The organism is Ruegeria sp. BE10 (assembly GCF_056538905.1).
Window position 1 is genome coordinate 42,130 of the sequence record NZ_JBQFTX010000001.1, and the last position, 22,093, is coordinate 64,222.

Annotated in this window: 26 protein-coding genes; 10 read left to right on the top strand and 16 right to left on the bottom strand. The window is 56.0% G+C overall.

Annotation, left to right across the window (positions count from 1 at the left end; genetic code table 11):
* Window positions 1-7 precede the first annotated feature (7 nt).
* The 5 genes from pstB (at window position 8) to ACR0M2_RS00245 (ending at window position 4,446) form a co-directional block, all read left to right on the top strand.
* A complete protein-coding gene (gene pstB, locus ACR0M2_RS00225) occupies window positions 8-805 on the top strand; it encodes a phosphate ABC transporter ATP-binding protein PstB (RefSeq protein ID WP_170348716.1) in 798 nt (265 codons plus the stop codon).
* A gap of 16 nt (window positions 806-821) precedes the next feature.
* Window positions 822-1,523: a phosphate signaling complex protein PhoU gene (phoU, locus tag ACR0M2_RS00230; RefSeq protein WP_058281268.1), complete on the top strand. Its 702-nt coding sequence runs from the start codon at window positions 822-824 to the stop codon at window positions 1,521-1,523.
* Window positions 1,524-1,535: 12 nt separating this feature from the next.
* Window positions 1,536-2,225 carry a phosphate regulon transcriptional regulator PhoB gene (gene phoB, locus ACR0M2_RS00235; RefSeq protein WP_170348715.1) on the top strand — a complete coding sequence of 230 codons (690 nt, stop codon included), beginning with the start codon at window positions 1,536-1,538 and terminating at the stop codon, window positions 2,223-2,225.
* A gap of 111 nt (window positions 2,226-2,336) precedes the next feature.
* A complete protein-coding gene (locus tag ACR0M2_RS00240) occupies window positions 2,337-3,566 on the top strand; it encodes an acyl-CoA dehydrogenase (RefSeq protein WP_480703734.1) in 1,230 nt (409 codons plus the stop codon).
* Between the two features lie 112 nt (window positions 3,567-3,678).
* Entirely contained in the window at window positions 3,679-4,446 is a 768-nt protein-coding gene (locus tag ACR0M2_RS00245) for an SDR family oxidoreductase (RefSeq protein WP_480703735.1), read from the top strand.
* On the opposite strand, the gene ACR0M2_RS00250 is transcribed toward ACR0M2_RS00245, so the two are convergent.
* Together ACR0M2_RS00250 and ACR0M2_RS00255 are read right to left on the bottom strand one after the other, a co-directional pair.
* Window positions 4,443-5,312: an acyl-CoA thioesterase gene (locus ACR0M2_RS00250; RefSeq protein ID WP_480703736.1), complete on the bottom strand. Its 870-nt coding sequence runs from the start codon at window positions 5,310-5,312 to the stop codon at window positions 4,443-4,445. The two genes, ACR0M2_RS00245 and ACR0M2_RS00250, sit on opposite strands and share 4 nt — an antisense overlap.
* A gap of 48 nt (window positions 5,313-5,360) precedes the next feature.
* Window positions 5,361-6,581, bottom strand: coding sequence for a serine hydrolase domain-containing protein (locus tag ACR0M2_RS00255; RefSeq protein ID WP_480703737.1), 1,221 nt, complete (start codon window positions 6,579-6,581; stop codon window positions 5,361-5,363).
* 164 nt (window positions 6,582-6,745) lie between these two features.
* Between ACR0M2_RS00255 and ACR0M2_RS00260 the strand changes: the two genes are divergently transcribed.
* Window positions 6,746-7,351, top strand: coding sequence for a 2-hydroxychromene-2-carboxylate isomerase (locus ACR0M2_RS00260; protein WP_170348710.1), 606 nt, complete (start codon window positions 6,746-6,748; stop codon window positions 7,349-7,351).
* On the opposite strand, the gene ACR0M2_RS00265 is transcribed toward ACR0M2_RS00260, so the two are convergent.
* Together ACR0M2_RS00265 and ACR0M2_RS00270 are read right to left on the bottom strand one after the other, a co-directional pair.
* Window positions 7,348-8,370 carry a phosphotransferase family protein gene (locus ACR0M2_RS00265; protein WP_480703738.1) on the bottom strand — a complete coding sequence of 341 codons (1,023 nt, stop codon included), beginning with the start codon at window positions 8,368-8,370 and terminating at the stop codon, window positions 7,348-7,350. The two genes, ACR0M2_RS00260 and ACR0M2_RS00265, sit on opposite strands and share 4 nt — an antisense overlap.
* Window positions 8,371-8,384: 14 nt before the next feature.
* Window positions 8,385-9,203: an SDR family oxidoreductase gene (locus ACR0M2_RS00270; protein WP_480703739.1), complete on the bottom strand. Its 819-nt coding sequence runs from the start codon at window positions 9,201-9,203 to the stop codon at window positions 8,385-8,387.
* A 117-nt stretch (window positions 9,204-9,320) separates the two neighbouring features.
* On the opposite strand from ACR0M2_RS00270, the gene ACR0M2_RS00275 reads away from it, so the two are divergent.
* From ACR0M2_RS00275 to ACR0M2_RS00285, 3 genes are all read left to right on the top strand, one after another.
* Window positions 9,321-10,334, top strand: a complete 1,014-nt coding sequence (locus ACR0M2_RS00275) for an NADPH:quinone oxidoreductase family protein (RefSeq protein WP_480703740.1) — start codon at window positions 9,321-9,323, stop codon at window positions 10,332-10,334.
* Between the two features lie 93 nt (window positions 10,335-10,427).
* Entirely contained in the window at window positions 10,428-10,877 is a 450-nt protein-coding gene (aroQ, locus tag ACR0M2_RS00280; RefSeq protein WP_170505288.1) for a type II 3-dehydroquinate dehydratase, read from the top strand.
* Window positions 10,874-11,629, top strand: a complete 756-nt coding sequence (locus ACR0M2_RS00285) for a helix-turn-helix transcriptional regulator (RefSeq protein WP_170348705.1) — start codon at window positions 10,874-10,876, stop codon at window positions 11,627-11,629. Before aroQ ends, ACR0M2_RS00285 begins: the two co-directional genes overlap by 4 nt.
* Window positions 11,630-12,015: 386 nt before the next feature.
* Here the strand turns inward: ACR0M2_RS00285 and tsf are convergent, their stop codons facing one another.
* The 5 genes from tsf to ACR0M2_RS00310 all read right to left on the bottom strand — a co-directional run bounded on the left by tsf (window position 12,016) and on the right by ACR0M2_RS00310 (window position 15,812).
* Window positions 12,016-12,891, bottom strand: coding sequence for a translation elongation factor Ts (gene tsf, locus ACR0M2_RS00290; protein ID WP_170348704.1), 876 nt, complete (start codon window positions 12,889-12,891; stop codon window positions 12,016-12,018).
* 76 nt (window positions 12,892-12,967) lie between these two features.
* Complete coding sequence (gene rpsB, locus ACR0M2_RS00295) at window positions 12,968-13,768, bottom strand: 30S ribosomal protein S2 (protein ID WP_170348703.1); 801 nt, start codon at window positions 13,766-13,768, stop codon at window positions 12,968-12,970.
* A 166-nt stretch (window positions 13,769-13,934) separates the two neighbouring features.
* Window positions 13,935-14,789: a lyso-ornithine lipid O-acyltransferase gene (gene olsA, locus ACR0M2_RS00300; RefSeq protein ID WP_480703741.1), complete on the bottom strand. Its 855-nt coding sequence runs from the start codon at window positions 14,787-14,789 to the stop codon at window positions 13,935-13,937.
* Window positions 14,776-15,531: an L-ornithine N(alpha)-acyltransferase gene (gene olsB / locus ACR0M2_RS00305; protein WP_170375332.1), complete on the bottom strand. Its 756-nt coding sequence runs from the start codon at window positions 15,529-15,531 to the stop codon at window positions 14,776-14,778. The genes olsA and olsB overlap by 14 nt, the downstream gene beginning before the upstream one ends.
* Before the next feature lie 98 nt (window positions 15,532-15,629).
* Complete coding sequence (locus tag ACR0M2_RS00310; protein WP_170348700.1) at window positions 15,630-15,812, bottom strand: DUF3553 domain-containing protein; 183 nt, start codon at window positions 15,810-15,812, stop codon at window positions 15,630-15,632.
* Window positions 15,813-15,854: 42 nt separating this feature from the next.
* Here ACR0M2_RS00310 and ACR0M2_RS00315 point away from each other — a divergent pair, with 42 nt between their 5' ends.
* Window positions 15,855-16,451 carry a histidine phosphotransferase family protein gene (locus ACR0M2_RS00315; RefSeq protein ID WP_480703742.1) on the top strand — a complete coding sequence of 199 codons (597 nt, stop codon included), beginning with the start codon at window positions 15,855-15,857 and terminating at the stop codon, window positions 16,449-16,451.
* Here the strand turns inward: ACR0M2_RS00315 and ACR0M2_RS00320 are convergent.
* The 7 genes from ACR0M2_RS00320 to ACR0M2_RS00350 form a co-directional block, all read right to left on the bottom strand.
* On the bottom strand, window positions 16,448-17,710 hold the full coding sequence (locus ACR0M2_RS00320) for a glutamate-5-semialdehyde dehydrogenase (RefSeq protein WP_170358456.1): 1,263 nt from the start codon (window positions 17,708-17,710) through the stop codon (window positions 16,448-16,450). The two genes, ACR0M2_RS00315 and ACR0M2_RS00320, sit on opposite strands and share 4 nt — an antisense overlap.
* 46 nt (window positions 17,711-17,756) lie before the next feature.
* Window positions 17,757-18,863, bottom strand: coding sequence for a glutamate 5-kinase (proB, locus tag ACR0M2_RS00325; RefSeq protein ID WP_480703743.1), 1,107 nt, complete (start codon window positions 18,861-18,863; stop codon window positions 17,757-17,759).
* Window positions 18,851-19,885, bottom strand: coding sequence for a GTPase ObgE (gene obgE / locus ACR0M2_RS00330; RefSeq protein WP_170348696.1), 1,035 nt, complete (start codon window positions 19,883-19,885; stop codon window positions 18,851-18,853). Before obgE ends, proB begins: the two co-directional genes overlap by 13 nt.
* Before the next feature lie 37 nt (window positions 19,886-19,922).
* On the bottom strand, window positions 19,923-20,459 hold the full coding sequence (locus tag ACR0M2_RS00335) for a GNAT family N-acetyltransferase (protein ID WP_170358452.1): 537 nt from the start codon (window positions 20,457-20,459) through the stop codon (window positions 19,923-19,925).
* On the bottom strand, window positions 20,456-21,064 hold the full coding sequence (locus ACR0M2_RS00340; protein ID WP_170375322.1) for a LysE family translocator: 609 nt from the start codon (window positions 21,062-21,064) through the stop codon (window positions 20,456-20,458). The genes ACR0M2_RS00335 and ACR0M2_RS00340 overlap by 4 nt, the downstream gene beginning before the upstream one ends.
* 93 nt (window positions 21,065-21,157) lie before the next feature.
* Window positions 21,158-21,427: a 50S ribosomal protein L27 gene (rpmA, locus tag ACR0M2_RS00345; protein WP_010440093.1), complete on the bottom strand. Its 270-nt coding sequence runs from the start codon at window positions 21,425-21,427 to the stop codon at window positions 21,158-21,160.
* 11 nt (window positions 21,428-21,438) lie between these two features.
* Window positions 21,439-22,059: a 50S ribosomal protein L21 gene (locus ACR0M2_RS00350; RefSeq protein ID WP_170375320.1), complete on the bottom strand. Its 621-nt coding sequence runs from the start codon at window positions 22,057-22,059 to the stop codon at window positions 21,439-21,441.
* Window positions 22,060-22,093 lie beyond the last annotated feature (34 nt).

Sequence of the window (22,093 nt, forward strand, 5' to 3'; positions counted from 1 at the left end):
GCCCAAGATGAACCAGATGACAAGTGTGGAGAGAAACGTGGACTCCAAAAACATCAAGATCGCCGCGAATAACGTTCAGGTCCATTACGGCGATACGCACGCCATCAAAGACGTAAATGTTGAAATCGAGGACAAAACCGTCACGGCATTCATCGGGCCGTCGGGCTGCGGCAAGTCCACTTTTCTGCGGTGCTTGAACCGGATGAACGACACGATCGACATTTGCCGGGTGCAGGGCGATATCCTGCTGGATGGCGAGGATATCTATGACAAGCGCGTCGACCCAGTACAACTGCGTGCAAAAGTGGGCATGGTGTTTCAGAAACCCAATCCGTTCCCCAAGTCGATCTATGACAACGTGGCCTACGGTCCGCGCATTCACGGTCTTGCGAAAAACAAGGCGGAACTGGATGAAATCGTGGAAAAATCCCTGCGCCGCGGTGCGATCTGGGACGAGGTAAAGGACCGCCTGGACGCCCCTGGCACCGGCCTGTCCGGCGGTCAGCAACAGCGCCTGTGCATCGCCCGCGCTGTGGCGACGGAGCCCGAGGTTCTGCTGATGGACGAGCCATGCTCGGCCCTGGACCCGATTGCAACCGCTCAGGTTGAAGAACTGATCGACGACCTGCGCGCGCGCTATTCGGTGGTGATTGTCACTCACTCGATGCAGCAGGCCGCACGGGTCAGCCAGAAGACCGCATTTTTCCATCTGGGCAATCTGGTGGAATTTGGGGAAACCGGGCAAATCTTTACCAATCCCGTCGATCCCCGCACGGAAAGCTACATCACCGGCCGGATCGGCTGAACACAGGTATTCAGATATGAGCGAACAACATATTGCATCCGCCTTCGACCGCGACCTAGAAGCCATTCAGGCCCATATCATGAAGATGGGCGGTCTGGTCGAAGCCGCCATCATGAACTCGGCCCGGTCCCTTGAAACACGCGACGAGGAACTGGCTCAGCAAGTTCGTCAAGGTGACAAGGCCATCGACGCTCTGGAAGAGTTGATCAACGAAGAAACCGCCCGCCTGATCGCGCTGCGTGCGCCGACCGCCAGCGATTTACGTCTGGTGCTGTCAGTTCTGAAGGTATCTGCCAACCTGGAACGCATCGGCGACTATTCCAAAAACATCGCCAAGCGCACCACGGTTCTGGCCAGTGGGGGGGATATCAACGGCAGCGCGGCTGCCTTGCGTCGTATGGCGCGCGAGGTTGAACGCATGCTGCGCGACGCACTGGACGCATATATTCAGCGTGATGCCGAACTGGCCGCCGAGGTGATCGACCGCGATGAAGAGGTCGACCAGATGTATAACGGTCTGTTCCGCGAATTGCTGACTTTCATGGCCGAGGACCCGCGCAATATCTCGTCCTGTATGCACCTGCATTTCATCGCCAAGAACATCGAGCGTATGGGTGACCATGTCACCGCGATTGCAGAACAGGTCGTGTATTTCGTCACCGGCGAGCGCCCGACCGAGGCGCGCCCGAAAGCCGATATAACCTCTCAATCCGCCTAGGAGTTCAGACGAATGTCCGCTGATCAACCAACCGTTCTGGTGGTCGAGGATGAACCGGCCCAACGTGAAGTGCTGGCCTATAACCTCGAAGCTGAAGGGTTCCGCGTATCCAAGGCCGCCAATGGCGATGAAGCCATGCTGTTGGTCGACGAGGAACAGCCTGACATCATCGTATTGGATTGGATGATGCCGAATCTCAGCGGGATTGAGGTCTGTCGCCGTCTTAAAATGCGCCCTGATACCCGCGCAATTCCGATCATCATGCTGTCGGCGCGTACGGAAGAGATCGACAAGGTGCGCGGTCTGGAAACCGGCGCAGATGATTATGTGGTCAAACCGTATTCAGTGGTTGAACTGATGGCGCGGGTGCGAACGCAGCTGCGCCGGGTCCGCCCGGCAACTGTTGGTATACGTCTTGAATTTGACGACATCATTCTGGACGCGGAAACGCACAAGGTGAGCCGTAACAGCAAACCATTAAAACTTGGCCCAACCGAGTTTCGCCTGCTGAGCACATTCATGGAAAAACCCGGCCGCGTCTGGAGCCGCGAGCAACTGCTTGACCGGGTTTGGGGCCGCGATATCTATGTCGATACGCGCACCGTAGACGTCCATATCGGTCGGTTGCGAAAAGCACTGACGCAGCATGGCGGCAAGGACCCGGTTCGAACCGTTCGCGGCGCCGGTTACGCTCTGGGTTGAAGGTCGGGGCAGGGGTATGAGTTTTGCTCATAGTCAGATGCCAAACTCTTACTGTCTTTTGCTGAAAGGCCGGGTTAGTTTGCCGCGAAGTTGATTGAGCGGAGAAGCACCATGAACGCCCCTGACACCAAGCCAACTCTGCGCGCCAAAGATGCGCCTGATATGGGTAAATTCACATGGGATGATCCTTTTCGTTTGTCCGATCAACTGACGGAAGACGAACGTATGATCGCCGCCAGCGCCAACGCTTATGCGCAGGAAAAGCTGCAACCAAGGGTGACCGAGGCTTATCAGAACGAAGAAACCGACCCCGAGATCTTCCGCGAAATGGGTGAAATGGGCCTGCTGGGCACCACGATCCCCGAGGAATACGGCGGACTGGGGGCAGGGTACGTGTCCTACGGTCTGGTCGCGCGCGAAGTTGAGCGTGTAGATTCGGGCTATCGCTCGATGATGTCGGTGCAAAGCTCATTGGTGATGTACCCAATTTATGCCTATGGCAGCGAAGAACAGCGCCGGAAATACCTGCCGAAACTGGCCAGCGGTGAATGGATCGGGTGTTTCGGTCTGACCGAGGCTGATGCAGGATCGGACCCGGCAGGTATGAAAACTCGGGCCGAAAAAATAGACGGCGGATACCGTTTGACCGGCAGCAAGATGTGGATCTCGAACTCTCCGATTGCGGATGTGTTTGTGATTTGGGCCAAGTCTGACGCCCATGACGGTAAGATCCGTGGCTTTGTCTTGGACAAAGGTCTTAAGGGACTGAGCGCTCCGAAAATTCAGAACAAGCTGAGCCTACGGGCGTCGATCACCGGCGAAATCGTTTTGGACGGCGTTGATGTCGACGAAAACGCGCTGTTGCCGCACGTTCAGGGGCTGAAAGGTCCGTTTGGCTGTTTAAACCGTGCGCGTTATGGCATCAGCTGGGGCGTGATGGGGGCGGCTGAAAACTGCTGGCACACCGCGCGCGAATACGGGTTGGATCGAAAACAATTCAATCGTCCGCTGGCGCAGACGCAGCTGTTTCAACGCAAGCTGGCAGACATGCAGACCGAAATCTCATTGGGCTTGCAGGCAAGCCTGCGTGTTGGCCGTCTGATGGATGAGGCGAACGCCGCACCCGAGATGATTTCGATCGTCAAGCGCAACAACTGCGGTAAAGCACTGGATATCGCTCGGATGTCGCGGGATATGCACGGCGGTAACGGTATCTCGCTGGAGTTCCATGTCATTCGCCACATGGTCAATCTTGAGACTGTGAATACCTATGAAGGGACCCATGATGTGCATGCGCTGATCCTGGGGCGGGCTCAAACCGGGTTGCAGGCATTCTATTAAGGTTTGCGTGTAATTGGTATTATGGTAAAAAGATGATATGCCTGATATGCCAATTACACTATTTTAACAATGGATTACGACGGTTCACTGAACTGTCGTTTGAATAAGCTGAATGGAACTGCGCGGAAAAACTGTGGTTGTCACCGGTGCCGCTCAGGGTATTGGCAAAGGTCTGGTTGAGCGGTTCGCCAAAGACGGTGCCACTGTTGTCTGTTCAGATATCAACCAGCGCGGCGCAAAATCCGTGGCCTCACAAATCGGAGGTCACGGACTGGCATGCGATGTGTCGAGCGAAGACGATATCAAAACTCTGATCAACACTGTTGAAAACGAAATTGGACCCATTGATCTTTTCTGTGCCAATGCCGGTATTCTCACACTTGGCGGTCTGGATGTTCATGACCAGGATTGGGATCGCATCTGGAAGATCAATGTCATGTCCCACGTCTGGACCGCGCGCCATATGGTGCCGCGTATGGTTGCGCGTGGCGGTGGTTATATCATGATCACGGCGTCTGCGGCTGGCTTGCTAAATCAACCCGGCGCCGCACCGTATGCCGTCACAAAGCATGCGGCAGTCGGATTTGCCGAGTGGCTGTCAATTACATACGGCCAGAAAGGTTTGCGTGTGTCCGTTCTATGCCCACAGGCGGTTCGCTCCGAAATGACGCGCGGGCATGAAACTTCGGTCGCTGCAATAGACGGCATGTTAGAGCCTAAAGAAGTGGCTGATGCCTGTCTTTCAGCTATTCAGTCCGAGCAATTTCTGGTCCTGCCGCATCCCGAGGTTCGGGATTACATGCAACTTAAAGCTGGTGACTACGATCGCTGGCTGTCCGGAATGCAAAAGCTAAATCAGCGGTTTATCGAAGATACCTAAGGTTTGTGCCGCACCTTGCGCATCAAACCTTCCTGCGCCACCGAAGCGACCAGTGTGCCGTCTTGGGCATAAATGGACCCACGATTGAAATTACGTCCCTGCCCGCTCCAGGGAGAATCCATTGCGTATAGATGCCAGTTTTCGAAATTTATCGGCGCGTGGAACCACAAAGCGTGATCCAGGCTTGCTCCGTTGACGTCTCCGGCAAACCAACTAAGCCCATGCGGGCGCAGGCCGGACGTCATCAGGTACATGTCAGACGCATAAGCCAGAATCAGATGCTGCGTCACCGGATCAGTTCCGGCGGCAGCTTTCATGCGAAACCAGATCTGGTTTCGGTCGTCTGATTTTTCGGGGGAAAATGGATTTTGGTGATCCACTTCGCGCACCTCGATTGGACGTTCTCGCAGCAGTTCTTCGCGTAATTTTTCGGGAACCTGGTCCACGTATCTTTGGCGCAATTCCTCGCGGGCCGGATAAGCTTCGGGTGCTTTGGTCTGCGGCATGGCGTGCTGGTGATCCCATCCTTCGTCCTGAACATGAAACGAAGCTGACATGTTGAGGATTTGTTTGCCATGTTGGATCGCAACGACGCGACGTGTGGTCATGGAACCTCCATCACGCGCTCTATCAACTTGATAAATAACAGGAATAGACGGATCACCAGCGCGAATGAAATAAGCGTGCAGTGAGTGGCACAGGCGATCTTCGACAGTTCGATAAGCCGCTGCTAGGGCCTGAGCGATCACCTGACCTCCGAATATGCGTGTTGGTGTTTCACCTCCGGATCCTGTGCCACGGAACAGATCAACCTCAAGCCTTTCGATGTCCAAAAGGTCCAGAAGAATACGTTCTGCTTCGGTCATGTTGCGGTCTCCGGGTGTTTTAAGTCTTGGGTATCAGCGGTCAGAACGTCATTCAATCAATGCCCCGAGGACAAGCGCCTTTAGCTCTGCCCGCGATGGGTATGAACTGGAGGGTGACAACTGGGTGAAGAAGACTGTGGTCAGGTCGTTGACCCGGTCGATCCAAAAGTATGTCGACGCCATGCCGCCCCAGCCAAAATCCCCCAATGAGCCTGGCACTCGGGTTCGACCGGGGTTTATCACCACAGCACCGCCCAGGCCGAATCCGGTACCCTCCATGGGCTGTTCTGCGAAACTTTGCGGACCCATCGAGGCGATGTCGCCTGGCAAATGGTTGCGCATCATGTAGTCCACAGTTTTGGGACCTAAAATGCGGTGTCCCGCGCCCTGCCCGCGATTTCGCAATATCTCCGCAAACCGTGAATAGTCGTCGATCGTGCCAACCAAGCCGCCGCCACCCGAAAACGTCGTAGCGTTTTCGAACGGAGACCCTTTGGCCTGATCAACCAGCCGCAGGGTCTCGGCACCGGTTTGTGCCGAATTCAAGGCCATCGCGTCCCCGGCCAACGGAGTGTACAGCGACGCAAACCGATCCCCTGCCCCTTTTGGCACTGAAAACCCGGTGTCCTTCATTTCAAGCGGTTCAAGAATTTCCGTCGCGAAAAACTGGTCCAGAGTTTGGCCCGAAACAACCTCGATCACGCGACCAATTACGTCGATGCCCACGGAATATTCCCAGCGAGTGCCCGGTTGAAATGCCATAGGCAGAGCAGCGAGGTCTCGGACGCGATCGGCTAGAAGACCTTGATCTGGTTTGAACATAAGGTCCTGTTCATCCATCGCTAGCGGCAGCACTCCGGGGTTGAAGGGATAGCTGAACCCACTTGTATGCGTCAGGAGTTGATGCAGCGTCGGCGTAGGTGCGTCTTCGGTTTGATCTAACCGCGCGGCCCCCGGAATCAGTGCCTGCATTTTGGAAAATTCTGGCAGAAATTCTGATAGTTGCGCATCGAGGTGAAACAAACCCCGCTCGGCCAGCATCATCAGAGCGACAGTGGTGATCGGTTTGGTCATTGAATAAATGCGCACAACTGTATCGCGCTGAAAATCCAGATCATCTTCAACGCTTCTTTTGCCGCAGGCGTTGAAAAACACCTCGGAACCCTTGTGTTTCACCAACAGGGAGTTGCCCGCGTATTTTTGCTCATCGACATAACGCTGCATCCAGTCGGCAATGCGGCTCAGGCGGTTCGCGTCGAAGTTTGTCATTGATGATTAACCCCTTGGTACATGGGCGCGATCTTGCGGGCTTACGTGCTGAATTGACAGGGAAATCGACCACACGGACTGCAAGCCTGTTACACTAGGGTCGTAGCGGATTCGCTTGTCACGAGTTGGTTCATTTCTAGTGTTCAAATTCTCGGAGGAGCAACATGGCGCAACATATAGATTTCGTTTATGATTTTTGCAGTCCCAATGCATTTTTGGCGTTTAAGACCTTGCCGGACTTGGCAGGCGAACACGGTGTGCAGGTGAACAATGTGCCGGTCCTGCTGTCGACGGTTTTCAAGGTGACCAACAACCAAAGCCCGTTTCAGGCCTTTTCGGAAAACCGTCAGAAATCGGCCTATCTGACTCATGATCTGCATCGATTTGCGCGCACGCGGGGCCTGAGCTTTCACATGAGTCCTCATTTTCCGATTAACACCAAATTTGCCATGCGTGGGGCTGTGTTTGCGTCCGGAAAACCCTGGGAAGACAAATATATGAACGCTGTTTTCGATGCGATTTGGGTGCATGGTCAGAAGGTCGATGAACTGGGTGTTCTGTCGGAAATCATGCAAGAGAACGATCTGCCAGCGCGTAAAATACGCGAGGCGATGACCAGCGTCGACATCAAGCAACAACTGAAAGACCAGACCAAGGCTGCCGTAAAACGCGGTGTGTTCGGCGTTCCCAGCATGTTTGCGGGGTCCGAAATGTTCTTTGGCAAGAATAGTCTGGGAAATCTAGGGTTGGAGCTGTCAAAAACCCCTTAGCCTTCTATGGCGTCCAGCCCGTGGCGTGCGAATATTGGAACATACGAACCAAGTATCATCGCCCGTTCCGGGTCGGAAGCATTTCCGTCCTGCGCGCGTTTGAAGACCCCCTGCAAAATCGCGGCCATACGAAAGAAGTTAAAGGCTAGATAAAACCCGAAATTGTCGATCCCGGAAAGGCCACGACGCTGGCAATACTGATCGATAAATGCCTGATCTGAGGGCAGCCCTAGACTTGCCCGATCAATTCCGGCCAGACCCCTGCCCTCGGCACCCGGCGGCATCTGCCACTGCATGATAACTGCCGCCAAATCTGCATACGGATGCCCGATCGTCGACAATTCCCAATCCAGAACCCCGATGCACTGTGTGCCGTCTTTCTCAAACATCAGATTGTCGATACGGTAATCACCATGCACCAGCGTTCTTTGGCCGTCATCTGCGGGTATCGAACCTTCAAGGGCGGTCATCAGCGCATCCATCTCGGGGATATTTGCGGTCTCAGAGGCGCGGTACTGTTTGATCCAGCGCGCAATCTGGCGTTCAAAGTAGTTTCCGGGGGGGCCATAGTCAGATAGTCCGGCGGCATCGATATCCACCTCGTGGAGGTCGGCCAGTACACGGTTCACTTCATCCAGCACTGCGGAGCGGGTGGCATCGGTTTCCCCGCTCAATGTAGGTTCTAGAAATACGCGCCCTTCCAGATGCTCCATAACATAAAAATCCGACCCGATGACATCGCCATCCTCGCACAGCAGGTACATTTTGGGGACCGGTACGGCACTGTTGGCCAACGCGCTTTGAACACGGAATTCCCGATCCACCGCATGGGCAGATTTCAATAACGCACCCGGAGGCTTGCGACGCAGAACATAAGACTGATCGGGGGTCTTCAGCAAAAAGGTCGGATTGGATTGCCCTATCGCAAACTTTCTCGCCTGCAACGGCCCACAATAGCCCGGAAGATGCGACTTGAGGTACGCATCCACAGCTGCCAGATTCAAACTCGTGCTGTCCATCTACGCCTGAATCCTCACAAAGCTTCGGCAAATATGTTCCCGGCCGTCTCGACGTTGATCCCACCGGACACCGGGATCACTGCACCGGTGACATAGCTGCCGCCACGACCGCATAGGAACAGCATACAGCCGGCAATATCCTCATCGCGCCCAACCCGACCCAAAGGAACCGAGTTACCAACCCTTTCGCGTGTCTCTTCATCGGCCGTGGCAAAGGCAGTCATCTTCGAGACGAACGGCCCCGGTGCCAGCGCGTTGACCGTGATGTGGTAGGGTGAAAACTCCTTGGCCATGACCTTGGTCAGGTGCAGCACTGCCGCTTTCGAAGCCGAGTAGCTATAGGCCCCATCGCCCATCGGCACCTCACCCATGACCGAACCGACATTGACCACTCGCGCCGGGTCGTCAACTAAGCCAGACTGCATCAGCATCGGCAACAGTTTTTGGGTCAGCTCGAACAAACCCGCGACATTGACCGACATAACCTTGTCCCAGGCCTCATGTGGGAATTGTCCCATAGGCGCACCCCAGGTTACGCCTGCATTATTCATTAGGATATCAAGGCGATCTGTTCGCTTGTTAACCTCGGATACAAGCGCCGCGATTCCATCTTTGGTTGCAACATCTCCGCCGAACCCTTCGGCATGACCGGGCGCATCCAAAGCGTTCAGCTCAGCCGCAACGGCTTCGCAGGCGTCTGCCTTGCGGGATGCGATCAGAACACGCGCCCCTGCCCGCACCAATGCCTCGGCCGCCATTCGCCCGATGCCTGTTGCGCCACCGGTGACCAGTGCGGTTTTGCCTTGCAATGAGAATAACGTGTCGGGGGTCATGGTCTGCTCCTCGGTAAAGTGGCTATAGGCACGTCTGGGAAATGGTTGATTTCTTGACAACTCATTGGTCCGCGCCAAAGCTCCTCATATCCGAATAACAGGGATAACGGGTTTAATATGCAAGCTTTACTCAGCGTCGCGCCGGGCGGGCCAGATACACTAGAGCTGACCAGCCTGCCTGATCCAGTACCGGGTAAAGGCGATTTGCTGATCGGGGTTAGGGCCGCAGGCGTTAATTTCCCCGACACACTGATCATTCAGGACCTCTATCAGATCAAGCCACCCCGCCCCTTTGCGCCGGGCGGTGAAATCGCCGGGGACGTTCTAGCCCTTGGCGAAGGTGTAACGGGTTTCAACGTTGGAGACCGTGTTCTGGCGCTGACCGGGCATGGCGGGTTTTCAACACATCTAACAATCTCCGCTGCAACCGCCATTAAATTCCCAAGCTCGATGCCATACGAGGATGCGGCCTGCTTTGTCTTTACCTACGGCACGTCTTATCACGCGTTGAAAGACCGCGCCGCCCTGCAGCCCGGGGAAACCCTGTTGGTGCTGGGCGCTGCCGGAGGGGTCGGGTCTGCCGCGATTGAGCTGGGCAAGGCCATGGGTGCACGTGTGATTGCCGCAGTCTCCTCGCCCGACAAAGCGGATTTTTGCCGAGATTTGGGGGCGGATGAAACGCTTATCTACTCCCGTGAGATGAACAAAGAGGCACAAAAAGAATTCTCATCGGGAATCAAAGATTTGGCAGGGCCGTTAGGTGTAAATGTCGTTTATGATGCTGTAGGTGGAGATTATGCGGAACCTGCGCTGCGTAGTATGGCCTGGGCCGGGCGATATCTTGTGATCGGTTTCCCGGCGGGCATTCCCAAAATACCTCTGAACCTGCCATTGTTAAAAAGCTGCCAAATTGTAGGGGTTTTTTGGGGAGCATCGGTGCTGCGCGATCCTGTAGGGCATTCAAAAAATGTGAATGATTTGTTCAAGTTATACGTCGATGCTCGTATAAAACCGCGGATCAGCGCCAAATATCCGTTCGACCTTGCCTCCAAAGCTCTGACTCATCTGGCCAACCGTTCTGCCCTTGGTAAAATCGTGGTGACAATGCCTGCAAGGGCTGAATATGATTGACGGTTTCTTTAATCGCTCGCCCTATACGCGCGTTGGCCGGTGGACATTCCCACCTGTTCGCGTTTAAGAAACTGGTATGGGAACAGTGAAATAATGCACAAAGCTTTGATTTTGAATGGCCCGAACCTGAACCTTTTGGGCACCCGACAACCCGAGGTTTATGGAAGCACCACGCTGGAGATGGTTGAGAATCTGTGCGTCAGCCACGGATCTTCCATCGGTCTTGACGTGTCGTGCTTTCAGTCAAACCACGAAGGTGCCCTGATTGATGCCATCCACGCGGCCAAGGGGGATCAGGACGGTATTGTTCTGAACGCAGGTGCTTATACGCATACCTCAATCGCCCTGATGGATGCGATTGCGTCCGTTGAACTTCCAATGATCGAGGTCCACCTGTCCAACATCCATGCCCGCGAAGAATTCCGGCACGTGTCCTATATCTCGAAGGTGGCGATCGGCCAGATTTGTGGCTTTGGCCCGCAGGGCTATGTGATGGCTCTGGACGGATTGGCGACGCATCTGAAAGGCGGGTCGACTGCATGAAGCTGAGCGAATACCTGCACTTTCTCAGCTATACCAAAACTTTGGAAGAGCTTTGGGACGCCCATTGCCGTCAGATGGCCGAATACGGGTTTGATCGGCTGATCTATGGCTACACCCAATACCGCACCGAGACATCGCTGGGTGATCCAGAGGATTTCGTGATTCTGACCAATCATGGAAAGTCCTATCTGGATGGATTCCTGCGTGGTGGCCTGTATTTTCATGCTCCGATGTTGAAATGGGCGCTAAGCAACGAAGGTGCCGCCAGTTGGAATATTGCCCAAGATTTGGTGTCCAACCGCGGATTAACACAGCAAGAACTGGACGTTCTGGAATTCAATCGAAAGCACGGCGTTGCGTTCGGATATACAGTCAGTTTCACCTCGGTTTCGATGCGTTCCAAGGGGGCGATTTCCCTTTCCGCCGGAAATGCGACCAGCCAGGACGAAGTGGATGCGATGTGGGATGAGCATGGTGACGATATCCTGCTGATGAACAATGTTGCGCATCTTAAAATCCTCACCCTGCCCTATAACGCGCCGAACCGAGCGCTGACCAAGCGCCAGCGTGAAGCGTTGCAATGGGTCGGTGACGGCAAGACCACCCAGGACATTGCCCTATTGATGGGGCTGACATCGGCTACGGTCGAAAAACATTTGCGATTGGCGCGCGAGGCACTGTCGGTGGAAACCACCGCTCAGGCCGTTCTGAAGGCGTCACTACAGAATCAGATGTTCGTTATGGAGGTCTAAGGTCCGAGAATTGACGCTCAGGAGCGTCAATTTACCCTAGGTAAGGAAATCATGACTTTCCAATCTGGGGGGCTGGTTGCAAAGTGAGAGTGTTCCGTGAGTGGTGGCTTTAGCCAGGGAACATTTGGTTGGATCTTTGTAATACCAAGGCTCTCCAATCGCTCTGACACAAAGGCGCCTATTTGTCCGCGTCAGTTTGTCGGAATTTTGAGGGGCCTCGACCATCCCCATCATGCGGGGCCCCTCATACCTTTTCAGAAACGTTCAGGACGCGAGTGCGTCCTTTTTTATTGGCCAATGGCTTGAGTGGCCTAAAAAAACCGGCCACGACTTGCGCGACCGGTTTCTTTGGCTCCCCGAACTCTGCAGAGTTCGGGAGTGCTTTTTTAGCCCTGTGCGGCTTTGGCAACTTCTGCTGCGAAGTCTTCTTTTTCGACAACGATGCCTTCGCCAACTTCCAGACGGACAAAGCCGGTGATGGTTGCGCCTGCCTCTTTCGCCGCTGCTTCAACGGTCAGGTCAGGGTTCACAACGAAAGACTGGTTCAGCAATGTGGATTCCGCGACGAATTTCTTCATGCGACCAACGATCATCTTTTCGATCACCTGCTCCGGCTTGCCGGATTCGCGGGCAATGTCCATCTGAACCTGCTTTTCTTTTTCAACAACAGCCGGGTCCATGTCTGCCTCGGACAGGGCCGCCGGGTTCACGGCTGCGATGTGCATTGCAACTTGTTTGCCGATGGCTTCATCGCCGCCAGACAGAGCAACCAGAACACCGATTTTGCCCATGCCGTTGGTGGCCGCATTGTGGACATAGGACACAACAGTGTCGCCCGACAGCTTGGCCATACGGCGGACCGACATGTTCTCACCAATGGTGGCGATTTTGTCGGTCAGAGTGTCCGCAACATTCTTGCCGCCCAGATCAGCAGCCAGCAGCGCCTCGACATTGTCGACGCCTTCTGCGGCATATGCGATCTTGCCAACCATTTCCTGGAACTCGGCGTTTTTCGCGACAAAGTCGGTTTCCGAGTTCACTTCGACAGCAACACCGTTGCCACCGTTGACGTGAACAGCGACCAGACCTTCTGCAGCGGTACGGCCCGATTTCTTGGCCGCTTTGGCCAGGCCCTTGGTGCGCAGCCAGTCAACGGCTTCGTCCATGTTACCTTCGGTTTCGGTCAGCGCTTTTTTCGCGTCCATCATGCCTGCGCCGGTCGAGTCGCGCAGTTCTTTAACCATTGCTGCTGTGATTGCCATCTCTTGGCTCTCCTCAATTCAAACGGAATTGGGGCAGGTCTACCCTGCCCCATATGTCATTTAGGTGACGGGCAGCTTACGCTTCGGCTTTGGCTTCCGGCGCGGCTTCTTCTGCGGGTGCTTCTTCCGCAACAGCTTCTTCAACCGGAGCTTCTTCGAACGCACCCAGATCAACGCCTGCTGCACCCATCTGCGCGGTCATACCGTCCAGAGCGGCCCGTGCGGCCAGATCGCAGTACAGCGCAATCGCGCGCGCCGCGTCGTCGTTGCCGGGAATGATGTAATCAACACCGTCGGGCGAGCAGTTGGTGTCGACAACGGCCACAACCGGAATACCCAGTTTGTTGGCTTCGGCGATGGCCAGTGCTTCTTTTTTGACGTCGATGACGAACAGCAGATCAGGAACGCCGCCCATTTCGCGGATACCGCCCAGCGAAGCCTGCAGCTTGCCCTGGTCACGTTCCATGCCCAGACGCTCTTTCTTGGTCAGGCCCTCGGCGCCCGATTCCATGGCTTCGTCGATCTGGTTCAGACGGTTGATCGACTGAGAAACGGTTTTCCAGTTGGTCAGCGTGCCGCCCAGCCAGCGGTGGTTCATGTAGTACTGAGCCGACTTTTCAGCTGCTTCAGCGACGGGCTGAGCTGCCTGACGCTTGGTGCCGACAAACAGAACGCGGCCACCTTTTGCGACGGTGTCACGAACGGCTTGCAGAGCCTGATCCAGCATCGGAACGGTCTGAGTCAGGTCCATGATGTGGATACCATTGCGCGAGCCGTAGATGAACGGGCCCATGCGGGGATTCCAACGCTGTGTCTGGTGACCAAAGTGAACGCCAGCTTCCAGCAGCTGACGCATGGTGAACTCGGGAAGAGCCATGCTATTTTCCTTTTCCGGTTTACGCCTGGGCGGGGGTGAAAGAAGCGGATGCTCCAACCGGCGGTCTTGATGAGGATGTCTCCCTCAAAAAGCCCAAACCCCGCCTGCGGGTTTGAATGGCGCGCGTATACGGCAGGTTTTCAGCTAGTGCAAGGGCTTTTCGCCCTTATTTTTCAAGCCGTGCCAGTGCGTGCGCGTGGCGCACGGCCTCTTCACAATATGCGGCCAGCGCCTTGCGGCTTTCGAAATCGCTAACCTTGGCCGGTGCATGAAAAATCAATTCAACCGCACCCTGCTCGCGCGCACCCAGCGTTTTCAAAAGGTGTGGGGCGAAATCCATATCTCCCCACCAGCCATAAAACCGGTCGGGTTGCCCTTTGGGCGCGTGATACACAACCGAGACTGGCTGCACATACATGAAATCTCGCAATTCATCTGCGAAGAACGCGGCGAAAAGAGTTGTTTTAAAGGGTAAAACGCGCTGCCCGTCGGTCGAGGTCCCTTCGGGGAAAAACAGCAGCTTATGACCAGCTTTCAAGCGAGTTTCGAATATTCTTGTCTGTTCTCTTGCTTTCTTGCGGTCCCGCTCGATGAACACGGTTCCTGTTGCACGGGCAAGCCAGCCGATACCGGGCCATTTGGCCACCTCGGCCTTGGACACGAAATAGACGCGCTTGCGCGCATTCAAGGCGAAAATGTCCAGCCATGACGTGTGATTTGCAACCACAGCGCCGCGCTGTTGCATCAATTCGCCCGAGGTTCGAAACCGTATCCCGAGGATCCGAAACGCATTGCGGCAGACAAATTGCGAAATAAACGGCGTTACGGGGCGGCGCACGCCGTACAACGGACGCTCGATCAAGCGCACGACCAATAGAACTAGCAAACCTCCAAACACCAATACGGCCAGTGGTAATCCGCGGAGAAAAACCAACATCCACCCCACCAACCCCAGTTTGATGGGGTCTGGTTCATCCTCGCTGTTCCAAAGCGGTTCGTTCACCAATTTATGCCCCGCCATAGATGCGTTTCTGCCGCTCGTTCATGCGGGCCGTATCGAGGATCAGGCAAACATCAGTGGTGTTGAATGAATGGTCGATGAACGCGCCTTCTCCCACGAAACCTCCTAGGCGAAGATAGGCCTTGATCAATGCCGGAACCTGAACCATTGCAGCTCGGCGATCCAGATCGGCGGGCGCAACAAGATCCATGGATTCAAATACTTCTGGTTGTGCCCTCACCCTCAAATCAGGCGGCGCGAGATGGTTGTGATGCAGCATCGACAAGGGCTGCGCCAATTCCTGAACATCCGTTCCGTGAAAGCTGGCGACACCGAACAGAACTTCGATATCACGCTCGTTTACATAGGCCGCCAATCCGTTCCACAGGTGATACATGGCAGTGCCCCCGCGATAGTCACGGTGGACGCATGAACGGCCGAGTTCCAACAGCTTGCGACCGCTTTGCTTCAAAACAGTCAGATCGTATTCATCTTCGGAATAAAACTGCCCCAGTTCCGCAGCACGTTCGCCCGGTAATAGCCTGTAAACGCCAACAACTTCGCCTGTCAGGTCGTCTATCGCCAGCATGTGATCAAAATACGGATCGAACTTGTCGCGCTCCAGTCCGGCGTCATGATCTACCATCTCTCCGCCACCGCCCAGTTCGCGAACAAACACGTCATAGCGCAGCCGTTGGGCAGCGCGCAGTTCGTCCTCGGTCTGTGCAAGTTTGACGGTAAAGGAAGGGCCTGCGTCCGGCATTGATGGTTCCGTTCTTGTTTGCGCGCTGATACCGCAGTTTCCGTAGGGATGGCAACAAGAGCGGATACGCGGGGCCGTTAACCTTTCCTAAACCAGTTTCACAGATCAAAGACCGGCATCAGGGCGATGCGCGTTCCGTCAATCACCACTTTCCCCTGCTCGCGAAAGTTCACGGTGATCTTGCCCCCAATGTTGGACTGCACCTGTCCAACGCCCCAATCGGGATAATCGGGGTGGCGGACGTACATGCCCGGTGCAAGAATAGCATTAAGGTCTGTCATGCGAGGGCTCCGGTCCGGCGGCAGATGCAGCAGGAGGTACGCATGAGCGACACCACAGTCAACCTAGCCGAGTTGATCGGATCCCGGATCTGTCACGATTTGATCAGCCCCATCGGGGCGATCACCAACGGTCTGGAGCTGCTTGAGATGGTTGGCGCAGCCCAGGGGCCTGAGATGGAACTTATCTCGGGCAGTGTTGGCAGTGCCGGGGCGCGGATTCGGTTTTTCCGCGTGGCGTTTGGTTCAGCCAGCGATCAGCCCTTGGGCCGAACCGAGGTCTCGGAACTGTTAAAGGATGTCGAACGCGCAGGCCGCGTGCGCGTCAACTGGCACCTGACCGAGGCGGTGCCGCGTAATCAGGTCAAACTGGCATTTCTGGCGTTGATGTGCTGCGAAAACGCCATGCCTTTTGGGGGCGAAGTGACCATCGATCAAAATGTTGAAAGCTGGACGGTCACAGGATCAGCCGACAAGCTGAATGTGGATAATGACCTTTGGAAGAATCTGCCGACAGGGCGATACCCCAATAAAGTCACGCCCGCACAGGTGCAGTTTGCTCTTTTGCCAAAGACTGCCACGTCGGTGGGGCGGCGGGTTGCGGCGGAAACCACCTCAACCCGCGTTGTGATCCGGTTTTAAGACCGGGTCGTTCCATTCCCGCGCACAAGATACTGAAAGCTGGTCAGCTGCGCCGCACCCACCGGGCCACGCGCATGCATCTTACCGGTCGCAATGCCGATCTCGGCGCCCATACCAAACTCACCCCCATCGGCAAATTGGGTTGAGGCATTGTGCATCAGGATCGCACTGTCGAGCCGTTCAAAGAACCGTGCAGCGGCGGTCTCGTCCTCGGTCATGATGCAGTCGGTATGGTCCGAGCCATTGAGGCGGATATGTGCGATGGCTTCATCAATATCAGCGACCGGTCTCGCCGCGATGATACTGTCGAGGAATTCCTTTCCCCAATCATCGGCCGTCGCAGCCACGGTGCCATTCTGGGCCAGCGCGCCTTCGGCGTGAACCTCAACACCTGCGGCCATTAGCGCAGCGATGACGTCGCGTCCCAGTGTTTCCACCACATCCTGATGGATCAACAGGCATTCGGCTGCGCCGCAGATTCCGGTCCGCCGGGTTTTGGCGTTCATCACCACGTTTAGCGTTTTCTGCGGATCGGCGGCTTTGTCGATGTAGATATGCACGATGCCTTCAAGATGCGCGAAAACAGGCACGCGCGCCTCGCGCTGCACCAGCCCCACCAGGCCTTTACCCCCGCGCGGGACGATAACATCGACATAATCCGTCAGGGTAAGCAATTCCTGAACCGCAGCGCGGTCTCGCGTCGGCACCAGTTGGATGGAATCCTCGGGCAGGTTTGCGGCCTTTAGCCCTTGGACCAGGCAAGCGTGGATGGCTCCCGAAGAATGAAAGCTCTCGGACCCGCCACGAAGGATCACCGCGTTGCCCGATTTCAGGCACAGCGCGCCGGCATCTGCTGTCACATTGGGGCGGCTTTCATAGATAACACCGATCACACCCAAAGGCGTACGCACACGCTGGATATGCAAACCCGAGGGCATGTCCCATTCGGTCAGCACCTCGCCCACAGGATCAGCCTGATCCGCGACCGTGCGCAGCCCGTCAACCATGCCCTGAATGCGCGCCTCGTCCAGCATCAGGCGATCCATCATTGCCGGGCTCAGCCCTTTTTCACGACCGAATTCCAGGTCTTTCTTGTTGGCCTCGATGATTCTGGCACGGTTGGCCCAAACCGCATCAGCGGCGGCGATCAGGGCTGCATGTTTCCGTTCGGCGCTGGCAAAAGCCAATTCGGCCGAGGCTTTCTTGGCGCGTTTTCCAAGATCGGCCATCAGTGTGGGGATGCTGTCGAAATCCTTCATCTCAGATGCCTTTCAGTCGGTCTTTTGGTGTTCTAACATCGCTCGGCTACCGCGCCAAATCGTCTCGGTGGATCAGCACGGCCCTGCCCGGATAACCCAGAGTCGCCTCGATTTCCGAGGATTTTCGCCCCTTGATCGCGTCTGCTTCTTGCGCGGTATAGCGGCTGAGGCCCTGTGCCAAGCGTCGCGCTTCCGGGTCCAGAATGGCCACAGGATCGCCACGGCCAAAGTCTCCGGTCACCTCAACGATTCCTGCTGGCAACAGGCTTTTGCCATTGCCAAGCGCCTGTGCTGCGCCCGCGTCCACCACGATTTCACCACGTGGTTTCATCGCCGAAATCCACCGTTTCCGGGCCGCATGTGGGTCCAGGGTCGCGGTGAACCAAGTGCAATTCGCACCGTTTTCAAGTGATTTCAGAGGGTTCAGCGGCGATCCTTCAGTAATCGCCATATCACACCCGGCGGCTGTCGCCATCTTTGCAGCTAGCAGCTTTGTCTTCATTCCGCCTTTGGACAGGCCTGACCCAGCGTCACCCGCCATCTGTTCGATCTTAGGCGTAATTTCTTCGATCACGTCGTAACGCGTGGCCGAGGCGTCCTCATTCGGGTTGCCGGTATAGAAACCGTCCACGTCGGATAGCAGGATCAACTGATCCGCGCCCACCGTGACAGCGATCTGTGCGGCCAAGCGATCATTGTCGCCATAGCGGATTTCATCCGTTGCGACCGTATCGTTTTCGTTGACGATAGGCACGACACCCAAACCCAGCAAAGTTTCAAGTGTCGCGCGTGAGTTCAGATAGCGGCGGCGGTCGGCGCTGTCCTCCAACGTCACCAAGACCTGCGCGGTAGTGATCTTATGCGGCGTTAACGCCTCCTCGTACGCGCGAGCCAGCCGGATCTGACCTACAGCAGCGGCAGCCTGAGATTTCTCCAGCGGCAAAGCCTCCATCGGCAAGCCCAAGACCCCGCGACCCAACGCGATAGACCCGGATGACACCAAAATGACGTCCGTTCCCTGCCCCTTTAGCCAAGCTACGTCCTGCGCCAAGGAGTGCAGCCAGTCCGAGCGCAAAAGGCCCGTGTCCCGATCCACCAGCAAGGCGGACCCGATCTTGACCACCAGACGCTTGGCTGAGGTCAGGGTTGCCACGTCTTCGCCTCCTCAACGGGCTTTTGCCGCAGGCGGTTTTCGTCAATCTGGGTACGCAATGCGCGCAGAACCTCGGTCACGCCCAGATGCGCCACACCGGACATTGTCATGACGGGGCCGCCGACGGCCTCTTCCAGCTCGGCCTTAGCCGCTTCGCGTTCTTCGTCATCCAGTGCGTCGACCTTGTTCAGCACAGTAATACGAGGTTTCTCAGCCAGTTCGCCGCCATAAGCCTCAAGCTCGTGAATAATGGTCCGATAGTCATCAGCCACGGTCTCAGACGTTCCATCAACCAGATGCAGCAGAACGGCGCAGCGTTCCACGTGACCCAGAAAACGATCTCCGATCCCACGGCCTTCGTGGGCGCCTTCGATCAGGCCGGGAATGTCAGCCACGACAAACTCGACGTTATCAACGCCGACCACACCCAGGTTCGGGTGCAGCGTGGTAAAGGGATAATCCGCAATTTTCGGACGGGCGTTGGATGTTGCGGCCAGAAAGGTCGACTTTCCAGCATTGGGCATGCCCAGCAAGCCCACATCGGCGATCAGTTTCAGCCGCAGCCAGATGGTGCGGTCGATCCCCGCCTGCCCCGGATTGGCCCGGCGCGGGGCCTGGTTGGTGGCAGATTTGAAGTGCAGGTTGCCGAAGCCGCCATTGCCGCCTTTGGCCAGCAAAACCCGCTGACCGACCTCAGTCAGATCGCAGATGACGGTTTCTTCGTCTTCGTCCAGAATCTCGGTACCAACCGGCACCCGCAAGACAATGTCGTCGCCGTCCTTGCCGGTGCGCTGCTGACCCCGACCGGGTTGACCGTTCTTGGCAAAGAAATGCTGCTGATAGCGGAAGTCGATGAGGGTGTTCAATCCGTCAACGACCTCGGCCCAGACAGATCCGCCTTTACCGCCATCACCGCCATCGGGACCGCCGTATTCGATGTACTTTTCGCGCCGAAAGCTGACGCACCCGCCACCTCCGGCACCGGACCGGATGTAGACCTTTGCAAGATCGAGAAATTTCATGACTGTCCCCTACTGCAAAGGCCCCATCGGCCACAAGTCAGAGTTTCTTAGTATACGTCCAGGTGGGCACATTCGCATCACGCGCCACCGAATAGGTTTCGGCATCACCCAGATATTCAAACCCGCAATGGGTCAACACCCGCGCCGAGGCCGGATTGTCCTGAAAAACGCTGGCAAACATAGTGGCGTTTTCCAACGGGTTGGCATTGACCAGCGCTTCGACCGCCATCGAGGCAACGCCCGTGTTCCAATAGACCGGCGCGACCCAATAGCCCACCTCGGACTGGTTGCGATCCAGGCGCGTCAGCGAGATCAGGCCGATCAGCTCGGGACCGCCATCTTTGGTGGCATCCATTGCCCAGACGTCTTCATCGCGTTCTTCGGACATCGCGCGCGTCACAAAAGCTTCGGTCGAACCCGGTGGCAGCGGATGTGGAATTGCTGTGGTCATGCGCGCCACGCGCTCATCACCTGCATAATGTTCAATGAGACCCAAATCCGACCGGCGCAATGGTCGCAGATCGAACCGCTCGGTTTCAATGACCGGCTGGTTTATTATTGCCTCAAGCTTCATGAGTGCGTTCCTCCTCCGAACAACACGAATAATACGGACGCAACGGTGAGACTGGCTAACGTCCACATCAGATATTTTTCAATTGGCCGTCCTTCAACCGCGTGGGCAATTCTATCGCCCGCAAATGTCCAAATTGGATGAAGAATGACCTGACAAAACAACAAACAGAGAGCAATCGTTACTGTGGCCTCAATACTGGGCGTCCCTGCCGCTACAAACCCGGTAAACCCTGCAATGATCATCGCCCAAGCCTTTGGATTTAAGGGATGAACGATCAAACCAGCCAAGAACCCGGGTGCTTTGCCATCAGCCTGCTGACGCGACAGGCGCGTATTGGCGATCTTCCAGGCCAGCCACATGATATAGGCTGCTGACGCGTATTTCAGCGCCGTAAATACCCCGGGCGCCTGATCGGCCAGTTGCAGCAGGCCAAAGCCCACAGGCCAGATGATCAATTGCTTCCCTACAATGACGCCCCCGACAAACGGAAGTGCCGCCCGAAAACCATAGCGCGCACCAGTTCCCAACAGGACCATATTGGCGGGTCCTGGGGTGCCGACCTGACTGGCGGCGAAAATCAGGAAACTTGTGGTTGCGACGGGCATAGGTGCGTTCAATCAAAACTACGTTAAAACGAGAAAGGGGACCGGCATTTTCTGCCGGTCCCCCAAGAATTTTCAAACCTTATGGGTTTCGGCTTACTCTGCGGCCTCCGCCACTGGCAGGACCGAAATAAAGGTGCGGTTTTTGAGGCCTTTGTGGAACTTCACAGCGCCGTCGACAGTTGCAAAGATTGTATGATCTTTGCCCATGCCTACGCCTTCGCCCGGCCAGAACTTGGTGCCGCGCTGACGCACGATGATGTTACCTGCGATGGCGGCCTGGCCACCATACAGTTTCACGCCAAGGCGGCGACCAGCTGAGTCGCGACCGTTACGGGAGGAACCGCCAGCTTTTTTATGTGCCATTCTCTCTCTCCTTAGCCTTTAGCCAGTTCTTTGGCCTGCTCAACCCATTCGGGTTTCACTTTGATGGTGTCGATAGCAGCAATCTGCTCGTCCGACAAGGCGGCCAGAGCGGCAAAGCTCTCGATACCGGCGTCGGCCAGCTTTTTGGCGGCGGCGGGACCGACACCGTTCAGGGCTGTCAGATCATCAGCGGCAGCAGCAGCAGCGGCAGGTGCCTCTGCTTTGGCTTCAGCTTTCTTGGCAGGCTTTTTCGCCGCCGGAGCAGCTTCGCCAGCAGGTGCCGAACCAGTTGCAGCTTTGATGCCCGATTTGTCAGCGCCCGATGCCAGGATGTCAGTGATTTTGACCAGAGTCAGTTTCTGACGGTGGCCAACGGTACGCTTCGAGCTGTGCTTACGACGACGCTTGACGAAGTTGATGACCTTGTCACCTTTGATCTGTTCGATCACTTCGGCCTGAACGCCTGCGCCTTCAACGAAGGGTGCGCCAACAACCGGTGCGTCACCGCCCAGCATCAGAACATCGTTGAATTGAACTTTTTCACCTGCGTCGGCAGCCAGCTTTTCAACACGGAGCACATCGCCCGCCTGAACCTTGTACTGCTTGCCGCCAGTCTTGAGGACCGCAAACATGCGTCTTTCCTTTTCCAAACCGCGTTCTGTGGTC